The organism is Algibacter amylolyticus, assembly GCF_014202225.1.
In the GTDB taxonomy this organism is placed as follows: Bacteria; Bacteroidota; Bacteroidia; order Flavobacteriales; family Flavobacteriaceae; genus Algibacter_B; species Algibacter_B amylolyticus.
Genome location: NZ_JACHGE010000001.1, coordinates 923,490 through 949,112, shown reverse-complemented (window position 1 = coordinate 949,112; position 25,623 = coordinate 923,490). Strand labels below are relative to the sequence as shown.

17 protein-coding genes are annotated in these 25,623 nt (G+C 32.4%); 5 read left to right on the top strand and 12 right to left on the bottom strand.

What is annotated here, in order from left to right; all coding sequences use genetic code 11:
* The first annotated feature begins 6 nt into the window (after positions 1–6).
* From HNQ90_RS04070 to HNQ90_RS04060, 3 genes are all read left to right on the top strand, one after another.
* Positions 7–1,554, top strand: a complete 1,548-nt coding sequence (locus HNQ90_RS04070) for a RagB/SusD family nutrient uptake outer membrane protein (protein WP_144115366.1) — start codon at positions 7–9, stop codon at positions 1,552–1,554.
* Between the two features lie 19 nt (positions 1,555–1,573).
* The gene (locus HNQ90_RS04065; RefSeq protein WP_144115364.1) at positions 1,574–2,968 is read left to right on the top strand and encodes a SusF/SusE family carbohydrate-binding protein; all 1,395 of its coding nucleotides are present in this window, start codon (positions 1,574–1,576) and stop codon (positions 2,966–2,968) included.
* Between the two features lie 88 nt (positions 2,969–3,056).
* A complete protein-coding gene (locus HNQ90_RS04060; protein WP_144115362.1) occupies positions 3,057–5,942 on the top strand; it encodes an alpha-amylase family glycosyl hydrolase in 2,886 nt (961 codons plus the stop codon).
* An 86-nt stretch (positions 5,943–6,028) separates the two neighbouring features.
* Here HNQ90_RS04060 and fsa read toward each other — a convergent pair whose 3' ends face one another.
* From fsa to HNQ90_RS03975, 12 genes are all read right to left on the bottom strand, one after another.
* Complete coding sequence (gene fsa / locus HNQ90_RS04055; protein ID WP_144115360.1) at positions 6,029–6,685, bottom strand: fructose-6-phosphate aldolase; 657 nt, start codon at positions 6,683–6,685, stop codon at positions 6,029–6,031.
* 10 nt (positions 6,686–6,695) lie between these two features.
* Complete coding sequence (locus HNQ90_RS04050) at positions 6,696–8,744, bottom strand: transketolase family protein (protein ID WP_144115358.1); 2,049 nt, start codon at positions 8,742–8,744, stop codon at positions 6,696–6,698.
* A gap of 249 nt (positions 8,745–8,993) precedes the next feature.
* Positions 8,994–10,556 (bottom strand): glycerol-3-phosphate dehydrogenase/oxidase, encoded by a 1,563-nt coding sequence (locus tag HNQ90_RS04045; protein WP_144115356.1) that lies wholly within the window; start codon positions 10,554–10,556, stop codon positions 8,994–8,996.
* 55 nt (positions 10,557–10,611) lie between these two features.
* Positions 10,612–11,091 (bottom strand): nucleoside deaminase, encoded by a 480-nt coding sequence (locus tag HNQ90_RS04040; protein ID WP_144115355.1) that lies wholly within the window; start codon positions 11,089–11,091, stop codon positions 10,612–10,614.
* Positions 11,092–11,346: 255 nt separating this feature from the next.
* On the bottom strand, positions 11,347–11,826 hold the full coding sequence (locus HNQ90_RS04035; protein ID WP_144115354.1) for a response regulator: 480 nt from the start codon (positions 11,824–11,826) through the stop codon (positions 11,347–11,349).
* A 14-nt stretch (positions 11,827–11,840) separates the two neighbouring features.
* A complete protein-coding gene (locus HNQ90_RS04030; RefSeq protein ID WP_144115353.1) occupies positions 11,841–12,632 on the bottom strand; it encodes a PAS domain-containing protein in 792 nt (263 codons plus the stop codon).
* A gap of 163 nt (positions 12,633–12,795) precedes the next feature.
* On the bottom strand, positions 12,796–13,194 hold the full coding sequence (locus tag HNQ90_RS04025; RefSeq protein WP_172625817.1) for a PAS domain-containing protein: 399 nt from the start codon (positions 13,192–13,194) through the stop codon (positions 12,796–12,798).
* Positions 13,181–13,606 (bottom strand): DUF7793 family protein, encoded by a 426-nt coding sequence (locus HNQ90_RS04020; RefSeq protein ID WP_144115351.1) that lies wholly within the window; start codon positions 13,604–13,606, stop codon positions 13,181–13,183. The genes HNQ90_RS04025 and HNQ90_RS04020 overlap by 14 nt, the downstream gene beginning before the upstream one ends.
* Positions 13,606–14,019, bottom strand: a complete 414-nt coding sequence (locus HNQ90_RS04015; protein ID WP_144115349.1) for a DUF7793 family protein — start codon at positions 14,017–14,019, stop codon at positions 13,606–13,608. Before HNQ90_RS04015 ends, HNQ90_RS04020 begins: the two co-directional genes overlap by 1 nt.
* A gap of 185 nt (positions 14,020–14,204) precedes the next feature.
* Complete coding sequence (locus tag HNQ90_RS17940; protein WP_241678327.1) at positions 14,205–19,847, bottom strand: PAS domain-containing protein; 5,643 nt, start codon at positions 19,845–19,847, stop codon at positions 14,205–14,207.
* Between the two features lie 5 nt (positions 19,848–19,852).
* Entirely contained in the window at positions 19,853–20,230 is a 378-nt protein-coding gene (locus tag HNQ90_RS03980; protein WP_221279718.1) for a response regulator, read from the bottom strand.
* 28 nt (positions 20,231–20,258) lie between these two features.
* Positions 20,259–22,928 carry a PAS domain-containing sensor histidine kinase gene (locus HNQ90_RS03975; protein WP_144115345.1) on the bottom strand — a complete coding sequence of 890 codons (2,670 nt, stop codon included), beginning with the start codon at positions 22,926–22,928 and terminating at the stop codon, positions 20,259–20,261.
* A 934-nt stretch (positions 22,929–23,862) separates the two neighbouring features.
* Here HNQ90_RS03975 and HNQ90_RS03970 point away from each other — a divergent pair.
* Entirely contained in the window at positions 23,863–24,075 is a 213-nt protein-coding gene (locus tag HNQ90_RS03970) for a hypothetical protein (RefSeq protein ID WP_144115343.1), read from the top strand.
* Between the two features lie 13 nt (positions 24,076–24,088).
* Positions 24,089–25,492 (top strand): glucuronate isomerase, encoded by a 1,404-nt coding sequence (gene uxaC, locus HNQ90_RS03965; RefSeq protein WP_144115341.1) that lies wholly within the window; start codon positions 24,089–24,091, stop codon positions 25,490–25,492.
* Positions 25,493–25,623: the final 131 nt, after the last annotated feature.

Genomic DNA, 25,623 nt, shown 5'->3' with positions numbered 1-25,623 from the left:
GAAATTATGAAAAATAAAATTTTTAAATTACTATTTGGTTTAGTAGTAGTCTTCACTGTTAACATAGGTTGTACAGATGATTTAAATACTGAACCTTTAATAGAATTATCATTAGAAGAATTGCTAGATCAAGACCCTCAAGCGGTTGAGGGGATATTATCTAGGCTTTATGGTTCATTTTCGCTTTCGGGAGCAAAAGGGCCTGAGAGTTCAGATATTAGTGATAATGCTGGAGAATCACCTTTTTTAAGAGGTATTGTAAACTTACAAGATTTTGCTGCCGATGCCATGAAAAATAGATGGGGAGATAATGGTTTAGACCAATTAACAACCACTACAGATTGGACTCCAGAAAATAAATTCTTTAGATACTTATACAACAGAATCTTTTTCACTATTCCACAATGTAACAACTTACTTTCTATACTACCAAATGTAGATGTAGAAGACAAAGATGGAATTATTTCTGAAGTACGCTTTATTAGAGCTTTAGCTAATTATTATTTAATAGATGTATTTGGAAAAGGTGTAATTGCTACAGAAGAAAACTTTGGTCAATCAGAATTATTACCAGAAGCATCACGCCAAGAATTATTCGACTTTGTTGAATCTGAATTGTTAGAAATTGAAGCTATATTACCAGTAACTAATACTTATGGTAGAGCAACAAAAGGAGCAGCTAGAATGTTATTAGCAAAATTATATTTGAATGCTGAAGTGTATACAGGTACACCTCGATATGCTGATGCAGCCTCATTTGCTAATAAAGTAATTACTGAAGGGCCTTATTCATTAGCAAACGATTTTGTTAGTATATTTTCTGCAGATAATGATTCGTCAACCGAAATTATATTCCCTTTAATTGCTGATGCTCAAGTAAGTCAAAGTTTTGGAAATACTACCTATATTGTAAATGGTAGTTTAAACGATGCCACAATACCATTAGCCCAATTTGGCGCTACTGAAGGTTGGGGTGGACATAGATCAAGCAAAGCTTGGTACGGATTATTTGGTGATTTAGGAACATCAAACGATGATAGAGCTAAATTATTTTGGACTGAAGGCCACAACTATGAAATGGAAGATTATAAAGAGTGGACAGATGGTTATCCATCAATAAAGTTTAGAAACACAAGCTTTTCTGGTACTTCAAACCAAACTAGTTTTTCTCCAACAGATTTTCCTTTATTCAGACTTGCTGATGCTTACTTAATGTATGCGGAATGTGCTGTTCGAGGAGCTACAGGAACAGACATGGGAACAGCAGTGCAATATGTAAATGATGTTCGGGATAGATCAAATGCAAGCCTTATCACTCAAAACGATTTAACAGAACAATTTATAATTAACGAACGCGGAAGAGAATTAAACCTTGAAGGACACAGACGTACTGATTTAATTCGATTTGGTATGTTTACAGGAGGATCTTATCTATGGCCATGGAAAGGTGGTGTAAAAGCCGGAACTTCTATACCAGCAACTTATAATTTATACCCAATTCCTTCGTCGGCTTTACAGGCTAACCCGAATTTAACTCAAAACCCAGGATATTAAAAACTAAACACAAACTATTATGAAAAATATAAAATTATTATCATTCTTATTTATAGCCTTCATAAGCTTTAATGCTTGCGATCAAGATGACGACTTAGTATTTACGGCTTCCGAAGCCCAAGACTTTGTTTTCAACACAACATTTTTAAATAATTATATATTAAGTTCTGGTGTTAATAGCAATTTAGCAGAACGCTTTACATGGAACCATGCTAATTTTAATGTTCCAACACAAATAACATACAATCTACAGGCAGCTACAATGTCTGACTTTAGTGATTATGTAGGTAACCCTGAAGCTGACGACTTTAACACTTATAATTTAGGTACCACGAGTTCAAACGAATTGGCAGTAACAGTCGGTCAAATGTTAAAATTAGCTAATTTAATTGAGGGTATTGATAATGACCCTAACACGACAGATATTCCTAATAATAGCCAATTGTATTTTAGATTGAGAGCTACAATTGGAACGGACGCAAGCTTGGAATCGTTTTCTGCAATACAAACATTAAATATTGAATTACAAGAAACTACTGATGGAGGCGGAGGCGCTTTTGAAGTAGCATCGTGGGGTGTTGTAGGTTCTGGTTATAATAACTGGGGCGCATTTGCTGATGGTAAATTTTACACAACGGCAACGCCAGGAGTAATCGTATCATACGTTAATTTACTAGATGGTGAAATTAAATTTCGCGAAAATAATGCTTGGGATAATAGCCTAGGTGATGCTAATAACGATGGTATTTTAGATACAGATGCCGATAATAATATTGCGGTAACAGCTGGTGATTATAAAATTACTATTGACACTAATGATAACGCTTATACTATCGAGCCATTTTCATGGGGTGTAGTTGGTTCTGGATTTAATGATTGGGGAGCAACGCCTGATGCTAAATTCTACTACGATTACACAACCGATACTTTTAAAGCAGGCGTTCAATTATTAGACGGCGAAATTAAATTTAGAATGAACAACGCATGGGATGTTAGTTTTGGTGACGCCAATGCTGATGGTATTTTAGATACTGATGCTGATAATAATATAGCATCAACTGCCGGACATTACTTAATTACAATTAACCTAAATGATAATTCTTATACCATAGAAGAATCAAATGTATATGGTGTTGTTGGTTCTGGATATAACGATTGGGGAGGCGCTGGACCTGATGCTTCATTAACCGAAATTCAACCAGGTGTATGGTTTGCTGAAAACATCACGTTATTAGATGGTGAAATTAAATTCCGTCAAAACAATACTTGGGATGTAAGTTATGGCGATGCTACTGGTGATAATCTTTTAGATACCGACGCCGACAATAACATTGCATCTGAAGCTGGAAACTATGTTATTAGCATAGACTTTAATGATGCCGAGGGTATTAAATACTCTATCGGAAAAAGGTAAACTCTTTAAAAAGAAGTAAATTTTTTTGAATTAAAAAGAGGTTGCACGCTTAAAATTTGCAACCTCTTTTTTTATAAAACATTATGGCATGAAGAAACTTGTACTTATTTTTTTATTATTTATTAATTGGTGTTTCGCACAACAGCAAACAGTTACACACACTGTTTCGCCTTCTCCTTTTGAGGAAGACGATAACATAACCATTACCATACAAGGCAGCAGTATTAATGAAGTAACTTGGGGCGTAACAGGAAACGAACTTTATCTTTGGGCTTGGTCTTTAGACACCAATTTAGCCAACGAACAAGGCTGCCCTACTAATGGCTCTTGGGACAACTCTAATGAAGCGCATAAACTAACCTATAATAGCGGTGCAGACACTTATACTATTTCATTTGTACCTACCGCATTTTTTTCTAGAACAAATATTGGAAGAATTGGCTTTTTAGTTAAAGCTAAAGATGGCTCTGGCGATAAAAAATCGCAAGATATTTTAGAGAATGTTGGTGCCTTTCAATTATCTTTAAGTGCTCCTAGCAACACAACTAGCATTATAAATTCGGGAAGCAACCTTAATATAACGGCTTCAAATACGGGTGGCAATGCAGGTTATATACTAAAGGCAAATGGCAGTACTATTAACACACAATCTGGTATTGCTTCGTATGCATATACAGATACAAATATAACAGCCAATAGAAATTACATTCTAGAAGTTACTGTAGGCGGCGTAACAAAAACAAAATCATTTTCTGTTATTGTAGACCCTGGATCAGAGTTTAGTGTAATGCCACAAACCTATTTAGATGGTATTACTTATGATAATAGCGACCCAACTAAAGCAACTTTAGTGCTTTACGCTACGGGTAAAGACTTTGTTTATGTTGCTGGTAGTTTTAATAATTGGCAACCAGATGCTTCTTACGCCATGAAACGAGACCCTTCTAGAAACAACAAATTCTGGCTTACTTTAACTGGTTTAACACCTGGACAAATTGAAACCTTCCAATATTGGGTAGTAGATAAAACACCCATTGCAAACTCTCCAACATTAGTTAAAACGGCAGACCCATACTCTACTTTAGTTTTATCCCCTTTTGACGACCCTTATATTCCGGCTTCAACATATCCTAACTTACCAACCTATCCAGCTGGTCAAGATCGTGAAGTCACGGTTTTACAAACAGGAAAAACACCATATAACTGGCAGGTTACAAATTTCGAAAAACCTAAAAAAGAAGATTTAGTTATTTATGAAGTTTTAATTCGCGATTTTGATGCCGATAGAAATTTTCAAGACCTAATTGATAAAATAGATTACTTTAAAAACTTAAATATAAATGCTATTGAACTTATGCCGATCATGGAATTTGAAGGCAACGAGAGTTGGGGTTACAACACCTCATTCCATATGGCTTTAGATAAGTTTTACGGAACGGAAGATAAATTTAAAGAACTTGTTGATGTTTGTCACCAAAACGGTATTGCCGTTATACTAGATGTTGCATTAAATCATGCCTTTGGAAGAAACCCTATGGTACGCATGTGGATGAACGACCCTGATGGCGATGGTTGGGGAGAACCAAGTTCTGAAAACCCATACTTTAATGAAACGGCAAAACATACGTATAGCGTGGGTTCAGATTTCGATCATTCAAACTCGTTTACCAACGTATATACAAAACGTGTAGTTAAGCATTGGATAGAAGAATTTAACATTGACGGGTTTCGTTGGGATTTAACAAAAGGTTTTACCCAAGAGTGCTCCTTTGGCGATGAAGGCTGTACAAATAGTTACCAGCAAGACCGTGTTGATATTTTAAAAGATTATGCCGACTATTCATGGAGTTTAGATGAAACTCATTATGTTATATTCGAACATTTAGGAGCCACTTCCGAAGAGCAACAATGGGCTAATTACAGAATTGGAGATGCTATTCCTAAGGGCGTTATGATGTGGAGCGAAATGTGGACACCTTACAAAAACCTAGCACAAGGACAAACAACAGATATTAATTTTGACAGAATGGGCCACAATGCTCATGGATTTACTGAAAAACGTGCACTTGGTTTCCCAGAAAGCCATGACAAGGACAGAATTATGTATGAAATGACCGCTTTTGGCACGAGTACAAATCCGTCTCATGATGTTACAGATTTAAATATCGCTTTAAAAAGAATGTCCGCTTTAGGCGCCATATCGCTTACCGTGCCAGGACCAAAAATGGTTTGGCATTTTGCCGAACTAGGCATGGAAAATTCTATTTGGATGTGCGCTAATGGTGCTGTTAATACCGATTATGATGGTAATAATGATGGCGATTGTAAATTAGATACTAAGCCACAACCACAATGGACCAATAACTGGTTAAATGACACTAATAGGAGTCAAGTTTATAAGGATTGGTCTAGATTAAATGCACTTAAAATTAATGAAGCCGTTTTTGAAGGTAATTATAATATTACCTCTGGTACACAAACACCTAGAATAAGCATTTATACTGGAAACGAAAACACCTCTGATACAGCACTTAAAAACGTTATTATAATAGCAAACTTTTCGGTAACAAACCAAACTGTAAATCCTAGTTTCCCTTATTCTGGAGATTGGTATGATTTGATGGATGAATCCGCTACAACTGCAACAATTGATGGCTCAACCACCGCTGTAAATCTTGCTCCTGGCGAATTTAAAGTGTACGGAAACCAAACCTCAACCTTATCGACTAAGGATTATGAGCAGCCATTAAATACTAAAATATACCCAAATCCAGCATCTACATCATTTCAAGTAAACACAGCTTTGGAGGCGGTTTTAATTTATGATATTACTGGAAAACTAGTAAAAACCTTTAGAGGCGAATTTAGTGCAGGTAATGCTTTTGATATAGCCAACTTAAAACCGAGTATTTACCTAGTTAAAATAACGAATACTGTTGGGGCAACACATACTGTAAAACTTGTAAAACAATAGTTAAAAACAGAATAAAAACAAAAAAGCTTCTCAATTCCTATCTGGAACATGAGAAGCTTTTTTTTATGCTAAAAGGCTATAGTATTCTAGCTATTTCCTTTTTTATAGTCTTCTAAAAACTTAGCTAAACCAATATCTGTTAAAGGGTGTTTTAATAAACCTTTAATAGATGATAATGGTCCCGTCATTACATCACTTCCTAATTTAGCACAATCAATAACGTGCATCGTGTGACGTACAGATGCTGCTAGGATTTGAGTTTCGAAACCGTAGTTATCGTAAATTTGTCTAATTTCTGCAATAAGGTTTAAACCATCTGTAGAGATATCATCTAATCTACCAATAAAAGGAGACACATAAGTTGCTCCTGCTTTCGCTGCTAAAAGTGCTTGACCAGCAGAAAAAACTAAAGTTACATTAGTCTTAATTCCTTTATCAGAAAAATATTTACAAGCTTTAATTCCATCTGCAATTAATGGTAATTTAACTACGATTTGAGGGTTTAAAGCCGCTAAAGCTTCACCTTCTTTAACCATACCTTCAAAATCTGTTGAGATTACTTCGGCACTTACATCACCTTCAACTATATCACATATTTTTTTGTAATGCGCTATAATATTATCGGCACCTGTAATACCTTCTTTAGCCATTAAAGACGGGTTGGTTGTAACACCATCTAAAACACCAAAAGCTTGTGCTTCTGCAATATCATCAAGGTTTGCTGTATCTATAAAAAATTTCATATCTCTTAGTTTATTTTGTTAAAACTGATTCGTTTAAATAGTCTAATACTTGTTTGCTTACTTTCTCTCCAGTAAAACCAAACTTATCATCTAGAACTTTTGCTGGTGCAGAATAACCAAAGTGAGTTAATCCAAATACTTTACCATTATCTCCCACAAGACCTTCTAAATTAACAGGTAATCCTGCAGTTAATCCAAATAACGGTGTGTTTTTAGGAATAACACTGTTTTGGTATTCTTTAGATTGATTTCTGAATACACCTTCTGAAATTATAGAAGCTATACTCACCTTTAAATTTTCCTTTTCTTCTAATATTTGAGCCGCTTCAAATAAGGTAGCAACTTCTGATCCGTTCGCTACTAAAACCACATCTGGGTTTGCAACTTCTTTTACCAAATAACCACCCTTTTGAGCCTCTAAAGCATCTTGATATCTTGATGCGCCTTTAGCAGGAAGATCTTTAATACCTTGTCTAGATAAGATTAAACCAGATGGTGAGTCTGTGTTTTCTAAAGCCATTTTCCAAGCAACGCTAGTTTCAGCTGAATCTGCTGGACGCATAGCTAAGAAACTGTTTTTACCACTATGGTTTTTAAGCTTTTCTAATAAACGTATTTGAGCTTCTTGCTCTACTGGTTGGTGTGTTGGTCCATCTTCACCTACTCTAAAAGCATCGTGTGTCCAAACATATTTTACACCTAGTTCTTGAATACCACTTAAACGGATAGCTGGTTTCATGTAATCTGAAAACACAAAGAATGTTGCTACTACAGGAATAATTCCACCGTGTAAAGCAATACCGTTTGCAATACAAGCCATAGTTAATTCGGCAACACCCGCTTGTAAAAACGATCCGCTAAAATCGCCTTTTTGTAATGCTGACGATTTTTTTAAGAATCCATCAGTTTTATCACTGTTAGATAAATCGGCAGAAGACACAATCATGTTTTCTACGTTTTCAGCTAAATATGCTAACACATTTGAAGAGGCCGCTCTAGAAGCTAAACCTGCTTTATGCTCGATAGATTCGAAATCTAATTCTGGAAGTTTTCCTGATAAGAAGAAATCTAATTTATTAGCTAAAGCTTCATTATCTTTTCTCCAAGCATTTATAACAGCTTTCTTTTTAGCTGCTTCTGCTGTTTTTTCTTCAATGATATTCTTGTATAACGCACTTACGTTCTCGTATATATCAAAAGGACTGTCAACACTAGCCCCTAAATTTAATAAGGTTTTTTCGTAATCTGCACCCGTTGCTCCAATTGGCTGACCGTGTAATTCACAGTATCCTTCAAACATAGTACCATCGGCAGCTACACAACCTTTACCCATTATTGTTTTTCCAATAATTAAGGTTGGTTTTTCGGTTTCGTTATTAGCATCGGTTAATGCCTTTCTAATTTCATCGTGATTATGAGCATCGATAGTAACGACTTTCCAACCCCAAGCTTCATATTTAGCCGCGGTATCTTCACTAGTTACCTCGTCTGTAGATGTTGATAATTGAATGTCGTTAGAATCGAAAAACATAATAAAGTTGCTTAATCCTAAGTGACCTGCAATTCTACCAGCACCTTGAGATATTTCTTCTTGAATACCTCCATCAGAAATAAATCCATAAATTTTATGGTTTAACCAATCTCCAAAACGTGCTTCTAAAAATTTAGCAGCAATAGCAGCTCCCACACCCATAGTATGACCTTGCCCTAATGGACCAGATGTATTTTCTATTCCTCGTGCCACATCTACTTCTGGATGCCCCGGAGTAATAGACCCCCATTGACGGAAGTTTGCAACATCGTCTTTAGCATAATTTCCTAGTAAATAGTACTGTGCATACATTAATGTAGATAAATGACCTGCATCCATAAAGAAACGATCTCTAAATGGCCATGTCATATCTGATGGATCATAATTAAAAAATTCTGAATAAAGGATATGCATAAAATCTGCCCCTCCCATTGGGCCACCTGGATGACCTGAATTTGCCTTTTCTACCATAGCTACACATAATGCTCTTATATTATCTGCTGCTTGTAAATTAATGTCTTTGTTCATTTTTTTAATTATGATTAATATTTAATTGCTTAAAAAAACAGGGCGATTGTATACCTAAATAGCTATCAAAACACACGGTTTTTGCAAATATATAATCTTTAAATCGTTAGGGGTAAATAAATAGTAAAATTTTTTAATAACAAGTGTTAACATCTCTAAAATACTACGTTGATTATACGAATAATGAAAAATAGCTAATAGAAAACAGTTACTTGTTTATGATATTAACGTATTTGTTAAAAAATCAACTTATAAAATATAATGACTTGCTATTTTTGTAAAACTAGCAATTTGCTCTTTTTCCCAAGCCTCGTTTCTTCCTAACTCCGTAGCTAAAATAGAGGCAACAACTGGTGCTATTTCTACTGCTACTTTGGCATCTAAAAACAATACTCTTACACGTCTTGCTAAAACATCGTCCAGAGTTCTTGCCATTTCATTTCTTATAGCCCAAACTACTTCTGCCTTTGTAAACTCTAGTCGTTCATGTAATTTCTCGCCTAATTCTGGAGATTTTTTAATAAGGGCGATAATATATTTTTTATCACTTCCGTAGACATACAAATGTTCCGATTTATCTAAAGCACCATCTGCACCATGAATTAATAAGGTTTTAGTTATACACTTGGCGTTTGGCAATTTACCTAGTTTAATTACTCTATTAATAGTGTCCTGTGCCATACGGCGGTAGGTTGTCCATTTACCTCCTGTTATTGTAATTAAGCCAGATTTAGATTTAATAATTTTATGGCTTCTTGAAATTTCTTTAGTTTTTTCTGAATTATCTTTTGGAGCAGCCAAAGGGCGCAAGCCTGCAAATATGCTTAACACATCTTGTTTGCCCACAGGTTTAGTTAAATACGCATTTGCTGTTTCTATAATAAATTCGACTTCTTGACTAAGCGCTTTTGGTTCCAAACTATGACTTTCCATAAGCGTATCTGTAGTTCCTACAACAACTCTATTATGCCATGGTACTAAAAACAACACCCTACCGTCCTTTGTTTTAGGAATCATGATAGCATCGTTTCCGGGTAAATAGGATTTATCGAGAACCACATGCACACCTTGGCTAGGACGAATTTTATCTTTAGCTTGGGCATTGTCCATTTTTAAAACATCGTCTGTAAAAACACCTGTAGCATTTATTACTGCTCGACTATTTAAGGTATAAGAGGCTTTAGTTTCGGAATCTACGGCCTGAACACCACATATTTTACCGGTATCATTTTTAAGTAAATTGGTTACTTTAAAATGATTAAGTACCGTTGCTCCATGCTCAATACAAGTTTGCGCCAAATTTATGGCAAGTCTAGAATCATCAAACTGACCGTCGTGATAAACAACACCGCCTTTTAACCGCTTCTTTTTTAGAGTTTTTAAACGTGTTTCTGTTTCATCTTTTGAAATTCTAGATGATTTCCCAAAACTTAATTTTCCAGATAAAAAATCGTACACTTTAAGGCCTATGGTGTAAAAGAAACTATCCCACCAACTATAATTAGGAATAATAAATGATTGATCGCCTACCAAATGCGGTGCATTTTTCAACATTAATCCGCGCTCGTATAGGGCTTCTTTTACCAAATCGATATTTCCTTGGGCTAAATAGCGTACACCTCCATGTACTAATTTTGTACTTCGGCTAGAGGTTCCTTTAGCAAAATCTACTTGTTCTAGAAGTAAAGTTTTAAAACCTCGCGAAACACTATCTAAAGCAACACCTAAACCGGTAGCTCCGCCACCAATAACAATTACATCCCAATCTGTATTTTCTTTTAATTGATTTACTAAAGTTGCTCTATTAAACAAATTGAATGTTTTTAATTATTACCCCCTTTAAAAATTGAACTACAGCCTATTGTTTTTAATACTCTGTTTTATCCATTTTAGTTTCCCATTTCTTAAATGCTTCAATAGCGATATCTCTTCCTAGTTGTTTAAAAGGAATACTTCTTTTTTCGTAAGGCAAAGGGATTTCTTTATAAATAAAGGCATCATCAAAACCTATATTTGCTGCATCTATTTGGTTGCTACCATAGTATACTTTATCTGGTCTTGCCCAATAAATTGCACCTAAACACATAGGACATGGCTCGCAGGATGTATAAATCTCACAGCCTTCTAATTGAAACGTGTCTAAGTTTTTGCAAGCATCTCGTATTGCGGTAACCTCGGCATGTGCCGTAGGGTCGTTTGTTGATGTTACTTTATTATTACCACGACCAACTATTTTACCATCTTTTACTATGATACAGCCAAAAGGACCTCCTTCGTTATTATCCATTCCAGAAATAGCTGCATCTACAGCCTCTTGCATAAAAAGTTTTTTATCTAATTCACACATATTACACTACTTTTTCGTCTTTTTTTTTTAAAAAGTGAATTTACATAAAAAACATGGCAACTTTGCTAGGAACTAATATTTAAATCATGGACCATAAACACAAACTAATTGATATAAAAAGGCACCGATTTTATTGATATAATTTAAGTTTTAAGAGGTGTTTTTAAATAAAAAAAGAGAGCCACAATTTCTTGTTAACCCTCCTGCTATTAAAAAAACTAATGAATAATTGATTTAAAAAAATTAAAAACGTGATTAAGCCTCTCTTCTATAAACATCTAAATTGATGTCGTTTTCCTGATAATCATACTCTTTAAGAAATGGGCGAGAGTCAATTGAAATATTATGAAGATCCTCAACCGTTAATGGTTTACTTAAATAATCTAAGCAATAAAAGTTTGCTTTTGCCTTATTTACATCTATTAAATTAATTGCGGAAGTAAGCATATATATTTTTAAACCCTTAACATCTAAAAACTCCAATTCTTTTAGTCTATCAAGAAACTCAAAACCATTACATTGTGGCATATCATAATCTAAAATCAAAACATTTGGTCGTGTTAAGTGATTAAGATTATTTGGATGCAAAGAGATTTTTAAATACTCAAGAGCTGTTACCGGGCTACTAAAATCTACAACCCTAATTGTTTCATCAAACTGTTCAACAACTTGCTTAATTATAAATAAATCTACTTCACTATCATCTACTAGCACTATGTTTCTTAATGGTTTCATGCAGTTTTAGTTTTTTAATTTATGTTTAGACTAATATCTTTACTAAGTTTACTAAAATCTTTTAACTCTTGCGTAGATATGGTAGCCGAAACCACAATACCTCTAGTATTTATTACAGGACCAATTTGTGAAATAAAAACGACATCCTCACCTTCAGAATTAACACCATAAGTTTGAAATTGATCTGGCTTAGCGTTATCAAAAACATTTCTAATAATTTGCTTAACCTTATTGTGAAAAATTGGGTTTATAAAACCATATAAATTACACCCTAAAACTTCTTTCTCACATAATTTCCCAAAGCCCCGGTTAGAATTTATAATTTCGGCAAAGGCATTTATTGAAAGCACTGAGTTTGAAATACAATTATAATATGTTTTATTAGGCGTTTCAGTGCTTATAACTTTTAATTTAGCATCATGATTTGCTTGATCGTTAAAATGGAAAGCAACAAATTTATCGATGCTTCCTGACTCGTTTCTTCCGGGTACTATCATGGTATCTAACCTATACAATTTACCCGAACTTGTATAATCTGTTATTATTCCTTTCCAAATTCCACCATTCTTAATCTCCGACCATATATCCTTATAAATTGGATTAGCATGTCTTCCAGATTTTAAAATTGTATTTAATTCCCCTACAATTTTATGATGAGGAATTTCAATTAACTCAGAAAACTTATGATTGGCATAAACTATTCTTCCTATAATATCTATAATAGAAATACTTGTGTGATTATCTAAAAATGCTTCTAACATACTATCTGGATTATCTCTCCAAACTTCTTGTTTCATTAGTTTCATAACATGTTTGTTTTTGATTTAAAATATTAATCAAAGACTATAATAATATTGTTGAAAATTAGATTTGCGGCACTTTGCCAAAAGTCAAACAAGCTTAAAATTTACCTTTTTTTAATAATTATTTTTTTAAATGAATTATTTTAAATGTGTTGATTATCTTTTATTAATGGCATTCTACTTTATTAGAAACATCTAAGTACATAGACACAAAACTTTCAATATTGCCCTCGTTATCTTTTGTTGGCACAATTGTAGATTCTAACTCAAACTGCTTCCCTGTTTTTGTTTTACTAGATAAAATCCCTTTCCATACCTGTCCGTTTTCTATAGTTTTCCATAACTCTTTATAAAAAGGATCTTTTCGAATATCGGAAACAAACAATCTATTTACCACGCCTAAAAGCTCACTTTCTTTACTTTCGGTTATGGTACAAAAACGATCGTTCGCATATACTATTCTTCCCAATTTATCTGAAACGGAAACGGCTACATTGCTTTTTATAAATTCAGAAATCGCAATCTCTGGATTTGTGCGCCACATGTAATGTTTAATTGCTTGCATCGAATATTTGTTTAGCTTTAATAGAATGAGCCAAGGCTTCATCAAAATCTTTAAAGATTTTATATGGCGTGTTGGGCTCATAAATTCTTTTATATGAGTTTATTAATAATTTTGTGTTTAATGAATTGACAATAAATGCTTCATAAATTCTTGCCTTTTTAAAAACCAAACTACTTGCAAAAAATTTAGCTGCAGATGTACTTAGATTACCTTGATTATCTCTAACATCAATTATAAATGGAGCAGATCTGCCTTCCAACAACTCTAAAACAGCAACTTCATACTCTTCTAAAGTATTTTGCTCTAGTGTTAAATAGGTTTCTGTGTTACTGAATTCGCAAAAGAGAATTCCTTGAGAATCTGTCCAAAATCGTGCTTTATTAAGTTTAATTTCTTTTTTAATAGGGTTCATTATGAGAGAGCATTAAAAAAATGATTAGTTTCTAGCGAATAAGAAATCGCATTATTATAATTTTTAAAAATTTTGTTTGGAATTATGGGGTCGTATATTTTTCTTAAAGCAACGAGTGCAAATTGAATAAAACAGGAATTGACCACAAAGGACTTTGATAGTATAGCTGATTTTAACTCAGGATTATTTGCTATTACTTGAATTACAGTATAAGCTTCTTTTTCTTTAAGTATTCTAAGATCGACTAATAAAGGAAAATAACTGCCGCCGGAAATTGATGTAATTGTATTTACATATTCTTCTAAAAACTCTTCACTAAATTCCTTAGTGCATTCTCCTCTTTCAAATTTGCAAAAGAGAATTCCCTCGTCGAGCCAAAACTTAGCCTTATTACATTTTCTTTTATTTTCCATTAGCAGTTATTCTATTGAAAACTAAAGAACAATTGGCATGCCAAAGCAATAAAAAGAGTAATAAATTAATTTTAACCTACTGATTTACAGATGATTAATCGTGTTAATTTAAAAATCACACATGAAACAAAAACCACGGTATACCGTTATTTAAACACCGCTAAATTAAGAACCACGGTAATCCGTTATTTTTTAGAAGGTTTTGTTATACCTAGTTTTTTCATTCTATCTCTCAAGGTACTAGGTTTAATATCTAGAAGTTTTGATGCGCCATCATCTCCATGAATTTTCCAATCGCACTTTTCTAATGTTTTTAAAATATGATTGCGCTGAACTTCATCAAGAGTAAGGCTTGTATAGTTTTTAGATAACTCTTTTAATACTGTAGTTTCATTAACAGGCGATAGCATTAAGGTTTCTGAGTCTGATAAGATTACAGCTCGTTCTACTAAATTTTCTAACTCTCTTATATTACCAGGCCAGTTATGAGACATAAGATCGTCCATAGCATCACTAGGTATATATTTAATATGTTTTTCGTAAGCTTTATTAAATTTATCTACAAAATGCTCCACTAACAATGGTATATCATCTAACCGATCTTTTAAAGGCGGCACATTAATAGGGAACACATTAAGCCTAAAAAATAAATCTTCTCTAAACTGTTTCTTTTCAATTTCTTCTTTTAGATCTCTATTTGTTGCAGCTATTACCCTAACATCTAATTTTTTTGAGCCCGTACCTCCAACAACTTCAATTTCTCCTTCTTGTAAAAATCTTAAAATTTTTGGTTGCATATCTAAAGGAAGCTCTCCTATTTCATCTAAAAATAAAGTACCACCATCTGCCAATTCAAATTTCCCTGTTTTATCACTAAAGGCACCTGTAAACGATCCTTTTTTATGCCCAAACAACTCACTCTCAATAAGCTCCCTAGGAATTGCAGAACAATTTATTTTAATTAAAGGCTTTTTATTACGTAAACTAATATTATGAATTGCTCGAGCTAGTAACTCTTTACCTGTACCCGATTCTCCCAACAACAACACCGATGCATTGGTTGGCGCTACTTTTTCTACTTCGGTTAACACTTTACTAAACACCTCACTGCCGTAAACCATTTCTTCATAGTTAAAAACTAAGGCTAACTCGTTTCTTAGATATACATTTTCTTGTTCTAACTGTTCTCTTAAATGATTTAACTCTTTATTAGCAGCAGAAAGTTCGGCATTTGCAATAACAAGGTTTTTTTCTGCTATTTTACGCTCGGAACTTTCAACCATTAAGGACACAATACTTGCTATAGAGGTAACAAACTCTTCCTCTTCTGCAGTCCATTTTCTTTTTTCTCCAATATGCTCGAAACAAATAACACCATACATACCTTGGTTTCCCTGAATAAAAACATCTAATATCGAGGTTACACCTAAAGGGTTTAAATAATTTTCTGCAAATCCTTTTGTTATTTCATGATTAACGGCGTCTTCAATACTTAATAAACTATTACCTATTAATGCATCAAAATAGCCTTGATTATCCTTATTAGTTAAGTTTAACCCTTCTTCAAACTTACCTGTTTCTAAAACATATAGTTTTTCACAAATAATAGCGGTTTTGTCTTCATTAAATTTCCAAACACCAACACGTGCCACATTTAAACTGGCTGCAGAGAGAGAAATTATTCTTTGTAAAGAACTATAATAATTAGACCCCACGAGGGCCGTTAGTTCCATAATTAATTTTTTCTTCTGGATAGATTTCCGAGCAACATCTTCTAGTATTCTTTTTGCTTTTTCTTCTTCCGAAACATCTTTTATGGTAGCAAATAGCGCAATAACCTCACCTTCATCATTTTTAATATTTCCTGATAAAAATGATATTAGATATTTTTCACCATTTTTTCTAATAAACTCTAGATGAAACGACTTAGCTTCACCTTTAGCCACTTCGTCTTTAATTTTCATCATTAATTGCAAATCTTCTGTTTTTGCAAATGGGTAAGGCAAATTCAAGCCAATAAGTTCTTCTTCTGAATATCCAAAAATGTCACATAACGCATCGTTAACCAATATGATTTGCCCCTCGAGATTTACAATTAATAAACCTTCTTGCATAGACATAATAAGCTTATCTGAAAATGCTTTGGCCGCTTGTAATTCTAACTCTGCTTTTTTACGAGCCGTTATATCTTGAATGGTTCCATAAAAAAATGATGCTTCGCCATTTTCAAAGACGACTTCACCCAATCCATGAATCCACTTTAATTCTTTACTTTTTTTCGTGAATATTCTATACTCTAAATCAAACTTCTGTCCTGTTTCTATACTCCTTTCAATTTCCTTATCACATATATCAACATCTTCAGTATGGGTTATTGCTCTCCAATCATCTAATGCTATTTTGGTATTTATATTTAACTCTGCTATCTCTTTTAGAATTACGGAAGTTTCAGCTATTCCCGTTTTTATATCTAAGGTATAACTACCTATTTTTGCGATTTTTTGAGCTTCTAATAACGATTTTTCACTTTCTTTTATTTTTATTTCCGCCTCTTTTCGCTCTGTTATATCTTGAATGGTACCATGAAAACTTGTGCAAATTCCATCAACAAAAACAAATTCACCCAAACCGTGAATCCATCTTAACACCTTGTTTTTGGCAGTAAACACTCTATACTCCAAATCGAATTTCTCACCACGTTTTTGGCACTCTAAAACCGTTTGCTTAACTAACTGCCTATCATCGGGATGTACTATTGTTTTCCATAGATTAAAGCTAATATCTTTATCAACACTTATCTCTAAAATTTCATTAAAAGTGACTGAAGTTTCGGCAACGAGTTCTATAAGATCTAAATTAAAGCTACCTGTTTTTGCGATTTTTTGAGCCTCTAATAGCGATTTTTTACTTTCTTTTATTTTTATTTCTGCTTCTTTGCGCTCATTAATATCCTGTATAGTTCCAAAAAAGTTTGTTGGCTTGCCATCATTATAAATGGCATCACCTAGTATATGAAACCATCTTGTTCTTTTTTTGTTGTAAGTAATTATTCGATATTCGAAATCAAATTTCTCGCCTGTTTTAATACTATTGTTCATCTCTTCAATAAACGCAAGCCTATCTTCAGGATGTAATATCTTAGTATTCCAAAATTCCAAGGTTATTTGGCTTTTTTGGCTAACCCCTATTATTTCTTTAAAAACTATTGAGGTTTCTGTAATTTCTGTTTTTAAGTCGAGATTAAAACTACCAATTTTAGCCGTTTTTTGTGCTTCTAATAGTGATTTTTCGCTTTCCTGTATTTTTAACTCCGTCTCTTTTCGTTTGGTAATATCCTGCATTGTACCAATCATTTTAATAGGATTTCCATCGCTATCAAATATGACCTCACCTACACCATGTGTCCAAATTTCTTTTTTATTGTTTAATTTACAAACTCGATATTCTCTGTTAAATTTTTTGTTGTTTTTTATACAGTCTTCAAAATAACCTAAAACATCTTCTCTTTCATCTGGATGAATAAGAGTACCCCAAGTATTAATCGTTTTAACAAACGTTTTTTTTATACCTAACATTTTATCTAATACAACAGAGCTTTTCCATGTTTTGTCTATCAGATCTACAGCAAATGTCCCTATATTACCTACTATTTGCGAGCGCCTCAAGTTATACTCACTTTCTAAAAGCATTGCTTCTGCCTCTTTACGCTCGGTAATATCTTGATTAGTACCAATTACTTTTATAGGTTTTCCATTGCTATCAAAAATTAACTCACCTCTAGCATGAATCCAAATTACTTTTTTACTATCTTGTTTTATAAACCTATGCTCTACATTAAATTTCTCGCCTTTTAAGACTTGCTCTTGAAAATAAGTTTGTATTTTCTCTCTATCGTCTGGATGAATAAGTTGGTTCCAGCTTTCAATAGTTTTTTCGTAAGATTTATTTATACCCAGAATGCTATCCAATATCTCAGAACTTTGCCAAGTCATACTTTTAAGATCTAAAGCATATGTGCCAATATTAGCTACTTTTTGAGATAGTCTTAAATTATATTCACTTTCTAAAATTTTTACTTCGGCTTTTTTGCGCTCGGTAATATCCTGAATGGTACCAATCATTTTCATTGGTGCACCATCGTCATCAAAAACTAACTCTCCAAATCCATGAACCCAAACTTCCTCCTTAGTATTGTTTTTTATAAGCCTATATTCTCTATTAAATTTTTTATGATTTTTTATTACGTCAACCTCTAAATGGTTTAACATACCGGCTCTATCATCTGGGTGAATTAAGCCTAACCAATTTTCTACATTTTTTAGAAATGATTTTTTTATACCAAAAATATTATCTAAAACCGCTGAGCTATACCAAATACCCGAATTAATATCTAAAGAATAAGAACCTATGTTTGCAACAATTTGCGATTGTCTTAAATTGTATTCGCTTTCCTGAAGTTTTATTTCGGCTTTTTTACGCTCGGTAATATTACGTGCTACAGCAAGTATTTTACCATCGTTTTGCAATTTTGTAGAGATTTCGGCATCTATTAAATCTCTTTTTTTACCTATTAACTGTTTTTCAATAGTTACAGATTCGCCATTTAGTATTTGATGATAAGTATCGGGGTTTTCAACTATAGCTCCAACAAGAATATCTTGAAGTTTTAATTTTGAAAATTCGCTTTTAGTATATCCTAATATATTATGTGTTGCCTTATTAAAATCATATATAGCACCATCAAATGAAAATGTAAGTATGGCATCACTAGCTTGATTAATTAGAGATTTATAAGATGCATCTCTTTTTTTAACCTCTTCTATGATGTTGAATTTTACAATAGCTACTTTTGCTAAATTAACGGCAGAGTTTAATTCTCGAATATCTTCTAAAGACGGTGTTTTAACCGCGCTACTATAAATTGCGAATGTTCCTAATACTGTTTTATTTTCAGAAATTATGGGAATAGACCAACACGATTTTAAATTATTCTGTAGAGCTAAATCTTTATAATCTTCCCATAATTTATTTGTACTTATATCTGAAACAATTACTGGTTTTTTAGTAAATGCTGCTGTACCACAAGACCCTACATTATTACCAATAACTATTCGCTTAATTGCTAAATTGTATGCTTTAGGTGTTTTTGGTGCCGAAATAAGGTTTAAATGCATGCCATCTTCATCTAACATACTAATAGCTACAGAAAACTCTGGATGTAATAATTGGTAGTTATTTATTATATGATTAAAAACTTCTTTAATAGGCGTGTTATTTGCTATTAAATCTAGTATTGCATTTTCATTAATTAACTTTTGTTCAATTTTTTCGCGCTGGAGAATTTCTTTTTCTAAAACTGAATTTTTTTGTTCTAACTTACTAATTAAGCGTTTACTATATAGCTTTAAAACTTCCTGATCTGTATACTGCTCTTTTTCAACAGGTTGTTCTTGACTGGTATCTTTTGAAAGAATATCATGAACTAATTGAAGTATTTTATCTGAATCTGTAGGTTTTCTTAAAAAATAATCGGCCCCTAGTTTTAAGGCAAAATCTTCGTCAGGTTTTTTAGTATAGGTAGAGGTGTAAAAAACAAAAGGGATATCTTTATATAATTCATCATTTTTACATGCTTGACAAAACATATAGCCATCCATAACCGGCATAAAAATATCCGAAATAATAAGATGCGCATTATTTTGAGGTAGCTTCTCTAACGCTTCTTTACCATCTTTGGCTTCAACAACATGATACCCTGCCTCTTCCAGTATTACTCTTAACAAGTAAAGGTTCTCATAAATATCATCTACTATTAATATAGTTTTCATACCAATTAATTTTGGTTTTTTACTTTATAAATATCCTGCATCTCCTCTATAAAAGTATCTGGATTAATCGGTTTTTCGATATACGCATCTACGCCTACCTCTATAGCTTTTTCTTTATCTGCATCCATAACATAAGATGAAACAGCTATAATTGTTGTGTTTTTGGGTATACCACTCTTTCTTAAGCTAATACAAATTTCGTAACCATCCATATCTGGTAGCTGAATATCCATTAAAATAATATCTGGGTGGTTTTCATTGGCCAACTTTAAACCTTCTTCACCATTATAAGCTTTAATAATTTTATACCTACAACTTTCTAACAAATAAGCCAGCATATACATGTTTTGCTTATTATCCTCTATTATTAAAACGGTAACCATAATTTACAATATGCTAAATTTAATTATATTATTTTTTATTTAAATTACCTAAAGGTAATTTAAAACTAAAATTACTGCCTTTACCTATTTCGCTTTGCACATTAATACTTCCTCCTAATTTTTCAATTAAGTTTTTACAAATGGACAACCCTAGCCCTGTACCTTCATGGTTTCTATTCAATCCATCTTTAAGTTGCGCAAAAGGCATAAATAATTTTGAAATATCCTTTTCGCTTATACCTATTCCTTGATCTATAACCTGCGTTATAAGATGATTGTCTACAACATCTGCTTTAATAAGTATAGTGCCTTGTTCTGAAAACTTAATAGCGTTGGAAAGTAGGTTAAGTAATACTTGCTCTACCCGTCCTTGATCACTTACAAGCGTTATTTCCATTTCGCTAATTTCGGTCTTCAAATTAAGTGCCTTAGCAGAAGCTTGCGGCGATACAAAATCGATGGAACTTTGCAAGGATTTTAAGTAATCGAAAGGAGCGAAAGTAACTTCTAACTTACCTGCTTCTATTTTAGAAATATCTAGCACATCATTAATTAAACTAAGTAAATGATCTCCACTATTTTTAACCATTTGCAACTGCTTAATTTGTTCGCGGTTTAGTGGTCCTGCAATTTCTTTTAATAAAATACCCGTAAAGCCTATAATTGAGTTCATTGGCGTGCGTAACTCATGAGACATGGTTGCTAAAAATGCAGATTTCATTAAATCTGCAGATTGCGCTTTAACTTTTTCTTTTTCCAACTCTGAAGTTCTTGAGGATACTAATTCTTCTAGATTATTTTTGTGAGCATTTAACTCTGCTTCTGCTCTTTTACGAACTGTAATATTTGATGCTACAATACCCAAAGCCATTGGCTTAGAGTTGCTATCATTAATTAAAAACCCAGACATCTCAACAGGTATTAAATTACCTGTCTTAAATGTTTTAAATTCAGACTCACCTCTCCAATTTTCTGTTTTATAAACACTAGTAATATGATCGTGTACTATAACATCGTGTAAGCGTTTAGGATAAAAATCTGTTATATGGTTTGGCAACTCTTGTTTAGCCCCTAATTCGACTAATTGTCTACCCTTTTTATTTAAATAAATAGGCTTACCTTCTAAAGATGCTAATCCAATAAAATCATCGCTAGTTTCTATTAAAGAAAGTAACATTTTATTATTTTCTTCTGCTTTTTTGTTTTCTGTAATGTCCCTTATGGTGCCTATTAAAAATTTATTACCATTACCATCAATATACCTGGTTTTCTTAGTAGATATTATTTGTTTTTCTTTTCCTTGAAGGGTAATCGTTTCTTCATTTTCATTCTCAATGCCAGTCTCAAGAACCTCTCTATCTATTTTTAAAAAATTTTTTCTTTCTTCTGGAGAAACATCTTCAGCAAGTGTTTTACCTATTATCTGATCTACAGAAAGATTAAACATTTTACAAAATGCTTGGTTAACCATTACCATGCGGCTTTCATTATCTTTAACAAATAACGGATCTCCAATATTATTAATGATATTATCTAAGTTACGCTCACTTTCATTTAGTAATTCTTCAGATTTTTTACGCTCTGTAATGTCTGTAAAGTAAATAGTTAAGCCTTCCGAAGTTGGATAAATTTTATTCTCAAACCACTTATCCAATGGTGTATAATAACCTTGAAATATTTGTGCTTGCTGGGTTTCCTCTGCTTTATAATAAGCATCGTAAAATGGAAGACCTATACCTTCTGGGAATTCTGTCCAAATATGTTTACCTAATAAATTACTAGGTGTTCTGCCCAAAATTTCTCCTGCTTTTTTGTTTACATATGTATAACACCATTTCTTATCTAAAGAAATAAATCCGTCGGAAATATTATTTAACGTTACCTCGATTTGAGATGACAACTCTTGTTCAACTTTCTGTTTTTCAACTACAAGATCTTTATATTTTTTTCTATAATCAATTATTGAAAAAATATCGCGTTCCCGATTAGCTATAAAGGATGCTCCACCACTCTCATTATCAAAATATTTTAGATACACATAAAGCAATAGTGAAAATACTACAGATGAAATAGCTTTACCTATTAAATGACATATTAATGACGATTTAAATAAAGGGGTACCATAATGCATTGCTATGTTATACACAATAGCATCAAACATCAGAATTAAAAACAATGAACTAAACAGAACTAGAAAAAAAGGCAGCTTTTTCAGTCTAGAAATTAAATATTGATATAGGATTATAAGTAATAAAAAATCAACAGACATAATAGCTGTGCCCTTAGAAAAATACTTAAAATTTATAACTAAAATAGAACTAGAGTTTATGGATGCATTATTAATTTGACTCACCAGGTATTGCTGTACATAAGTAATTTGAAATACAAGAGCCATTATAATATTAGAAATAATAATTCCAATAATTAAAGCCCGAGTGCTAGCAACCCCTTCCTTTATATAGATTAATAAAACCGCAAATAACAATACACTAAATAAGATTATAGACCCCGGATACATTACATAGCCATCAAAAATGGTTATGCTAAAAGAAGTTACCGCATTGGCTTGCAAATATTGAACAGCCCCCAAAAGAAGATAAAGAGGTGCTAAACCAATTTTGGCTCTAAGTTTAAATAAGAAAAGAATACTTGAGGCTATTAGCAAAAACTCTACAAGTATTGTAGCATAAATATTCATACAATTTCATTTGGGTAAGAAATTCTACTAAAAAGCCATTATTATTAATAGAAATAATGGGTAACTTATATACAATGCTATTATTTACGTAATAATAGCTTGTGTAAGCTATTTACTAAAGTAAATGGTCTCAAATATTTACAACTATCTTTTTTTTGATCAATTATAAATTTTAAGAAAACCTAGTATATAAATTAAAGGCTACAAATGTATAGAAATAACAAGTAAGCTTTTTTAATTAAATGATTTTTATAGCCCCATTTTATTTTTTTACAATGGTCGTTTTTTTAATTAAATTACAACCACACAACCTAAGTAATTCTATATTTAACTAAAATAAGAAAAGTTATAGTTTCTTACAATGCTTTTCCATGTTTTTTGGATATTAATTTTTTAAAAAATTCACAGTTAACCCTTTACATTAAAAAAACTTCAGTCTTAAGCCACAAAAAGAACACAACCTTATTGTTATCAGCGTTTTAAATGTAAAAAACACACTAATATAGAAAAGAAAAAAATCACCAAAATCAAGTAATTTACATAAACAGAATGCCTTAAATTAAACCGTTAATTTTTAGCATAAAAATAATATTGTTTGATGCTATTAAAAACAAAAAAATGTAACCCGATTAGATAACAGAGTAAGTACAACATCAATTAAATTAACATAACAGAAACACGCTATAAAAACCAAGTAAATCAATAATTAATTATCATCTTCCTTCATTTAAATTCCAAACAAAAATTAGAAATTTTGGTGTTTATTTTTTGCACGTAATAATAAAATATTCACAAAAACAAAGCAGAATAATTGCATATAAGATATTTATTTTTACTTTTGTGTAATCGATTACAGTATTGTTTCATAATTATAAACAACAACTTGATAAAATTTACAAACCGTAATAATCTTCAATAATATGAAACCACGGAATTGGCGAAAATTCAAATTACAAATTATGAATACAAAAACATTCAAAGATTGACTTTTGGTAAAACATCAGTTACAAAATGGGGAGAATCCAAAGATTTATACGGCATAGCTAAATTTTTATCCTCTAAAGAAATTGACTTTGTTAATAGACTACCGTTACATGTTAACGGTGGAGATTTATCAACTTTTGATAAACCCTCAAACGAAGAATAAAAAAAAATATTAAATGATGAGTGATAAATTTATACATGATAATTTCTTATTAGAAAATAAATACGCTGAAGAATTATATCATAATTATTCAAAAAACCAACCTATAATAGATTATCACAACCATTTACCTCCACAACAGATAGCCGATGATGTAACTTTTAATAACATTACAAATGTTTGGATAAATGGCGACCACTATAAATGGCGTGCAATGCGCACATTGGGCATTAGCGAAGAATTTATTACTGGAAAATCTTCAGATAAAGCTAAATTTTTAAACTGGGCAAAAACAGTACCTTATACTATGCGTAATCCATTATACCATTGGACGCATTTAGAACTTGCACGGTATTTTGATATTTACGATTTATTAAACGAAAAATCGGCCGAAAAAATTTGGGAACAAACGCAAGACAAATTAAACTCAGAAAGCTATAGCTGCCAAGGCTTACTTAAAAAAGCAAATACCGAAGTAGTTTGTACTACTGAAGACCCAACGGACACTTTAGAGCATCATCAAAAATTAGCCAAAAGCGATTTTAGTGTAAAAGTAAGTACTGCTTTTAGGCCAGATAATGCTATTTTAATTTCTAATGAAGGTTACAATAATTATATAGATTCTCTGGGCGATTCTGCCGGCATGTCTATTAATTCATTTTCAGATTTATGCGCTGTATTAAAAAACAGAATCGAATTTTTTAATGCTAATGGCTGTAAACTATGTGATCATGGATTGGATCAAATTTATTTTGAAAACTTTACCGAAACTGAAGTAAAAACCATTTTCAAAAGAAAAAGAGAACACCAACACATTACTAATGAGGAGGCATTAAAATTTCAAAGTGCCATTTTAGTTTTTTTATGTGAAACTTACCACGAATTTGGTTGGGTACAACAATTCCACTTAGGAGCTTTAAGAAATAACAATGCTCGCATGCATCGTATTTTAGGTCCAGATACAGGTTGGGATTCTATTGGCGATTATCCACAGGCTCAAAAATTATCACAGTTTTTAAATGCTTTAGATACTAAAGATAAATTAACAAAAACCATTATATATAACCTAAACCCTGCCGATAACGAAGTAATGGCTACCATGATTGGTAACTTTAATGATGGTAGTGTAAAAGGTAAAGTTCAGTTTGGTTCCGGATGGTGGTTTTTAGACCAAAAGGATGGTATGACTAAACAATTAAACGCGCTCTCCAATATGGGGTTAATTAGTTGTTTTGTTGGAATGTTAACAGATTCTCGTAGTTTCTTATCGTTTCCAAGACACGAATATTTTAGACGTATTTTATGTAATCTATTAGGAGATGAGATAAAAAGAGGTGAATTACCTAACGATATGGAATGGATAGGTAAAATGGTTTCAGATATTAGTTATAATAACGCCAAAGAATACTTTAAGTTTTAATAAATCAATAATTGGGTAAAAGTAATTTTCAGCTTAAAAACTAAAACCTCTTATACCTCTATTTTTAATGATGATAATAGCATTATTCTTAGTAACATATATTCCATAATTAAGTTTGTGGTTACCCAAAG

Coding starts and splice junctions, on each gene's coding strand:
- HNQ90_RS04030 (WP_144115353.1), bottom strand. CDS start 12,632: ATGAAACTAATGAAACAAGAAGTTTGGAGAGATAATCCAGATAGTATG.
- HNQ90_RS04015 (WP_144115349.1), bottom strand. CDS start 14,019: ATGGAAAATAAAAGAAAATGTAATAAGGCTAAGTTTTGGCTCGACGAG.
- HNQ90_RS04050 (WP_144115358.1), bottom strand. CDS start 8,744: ATGAACAAAGACATTAATTTACAAGCAGCAGATAATATAAGAGCATTA.
- HNQ90_RS04035 (WP_144115354.1), bottom strand. CDS start 11,826: ATGAAACCATTAAGAAACATAGTGCTAGTAGATGATAGTGAAGTAGAT.
- HNQ90_RS04065 (WP_144115364.1), top strand. CDS start 1,574: ATGAAAAATATAAAATTATTATCATTCTTATTTATAGCCTTCATAAGC.
- HNQ90_RS04040 (WP_144115355.1), bottom strand. CDS start 11,091: ATGTGTGAATTAGATAAAAAACTTTTTATGCAAGAGGCTGTAGATGCA.
- HNQ90_RS04070 (WP_144115366.1), top strand. CDS start 7: ATGAAAAATAAAATTTTTAAATTACTATTTGGTTTAGTAGTAGTCTTC.
- HNQ90_RS03975 (WP_144115345.1), bottom strand. CDS start 22,928: ATGAATATTTATGCTACAATACTTGTAGAGTTTTTGCTAATAGCCTCA.
- uxaC (WP_144115341.1), top strand. CDS start 24,089: ATGATGAGTGATAAATTTATACATGATAATTTCTTATTAGAAAATAAA.
- HNQ90_RS04020 (WP_144115351.1), bottom strand. CDS start 13,606: ATGAACCCTATTAAAAAAGAAATTAAACTTAATAAAGCACGATTTTGG.
- fsa (WP_144115360.1), bottom strand. CDS start 6,685: ATGAAATTTTTTATAGATACAGCAAACCTTGATGATATTGCAGAAGCA.
- HNQ90_RS03980 (WP_221279718.1), bottom strand. CDS start 20,230: ATGGTTACCGTTTTAATAATAGAGGATAATAAGCAAAACATGTATATG.
- HNQ90_RS04025 (WP_172625817.1), bottom strand. CDS start 13,194: ATGCAAGCAATTAAACATTACATGTGGCGCACAAATCCAGAGATTGCG.
- HNQ90_RS04060 (WP_144115362.1), top strand. CDS start 3,057: ATGAAGAAACTTGTACTTATTTTTTTATTATTTATTAATTGGTGTTTC.
- HNQ90_RS17940 (WP_241678327.1), bottom strand. CDS start 19,847: ATGAAAACTATATTAATAGTAGATGATATTTATGAGAACCTTTACTTG.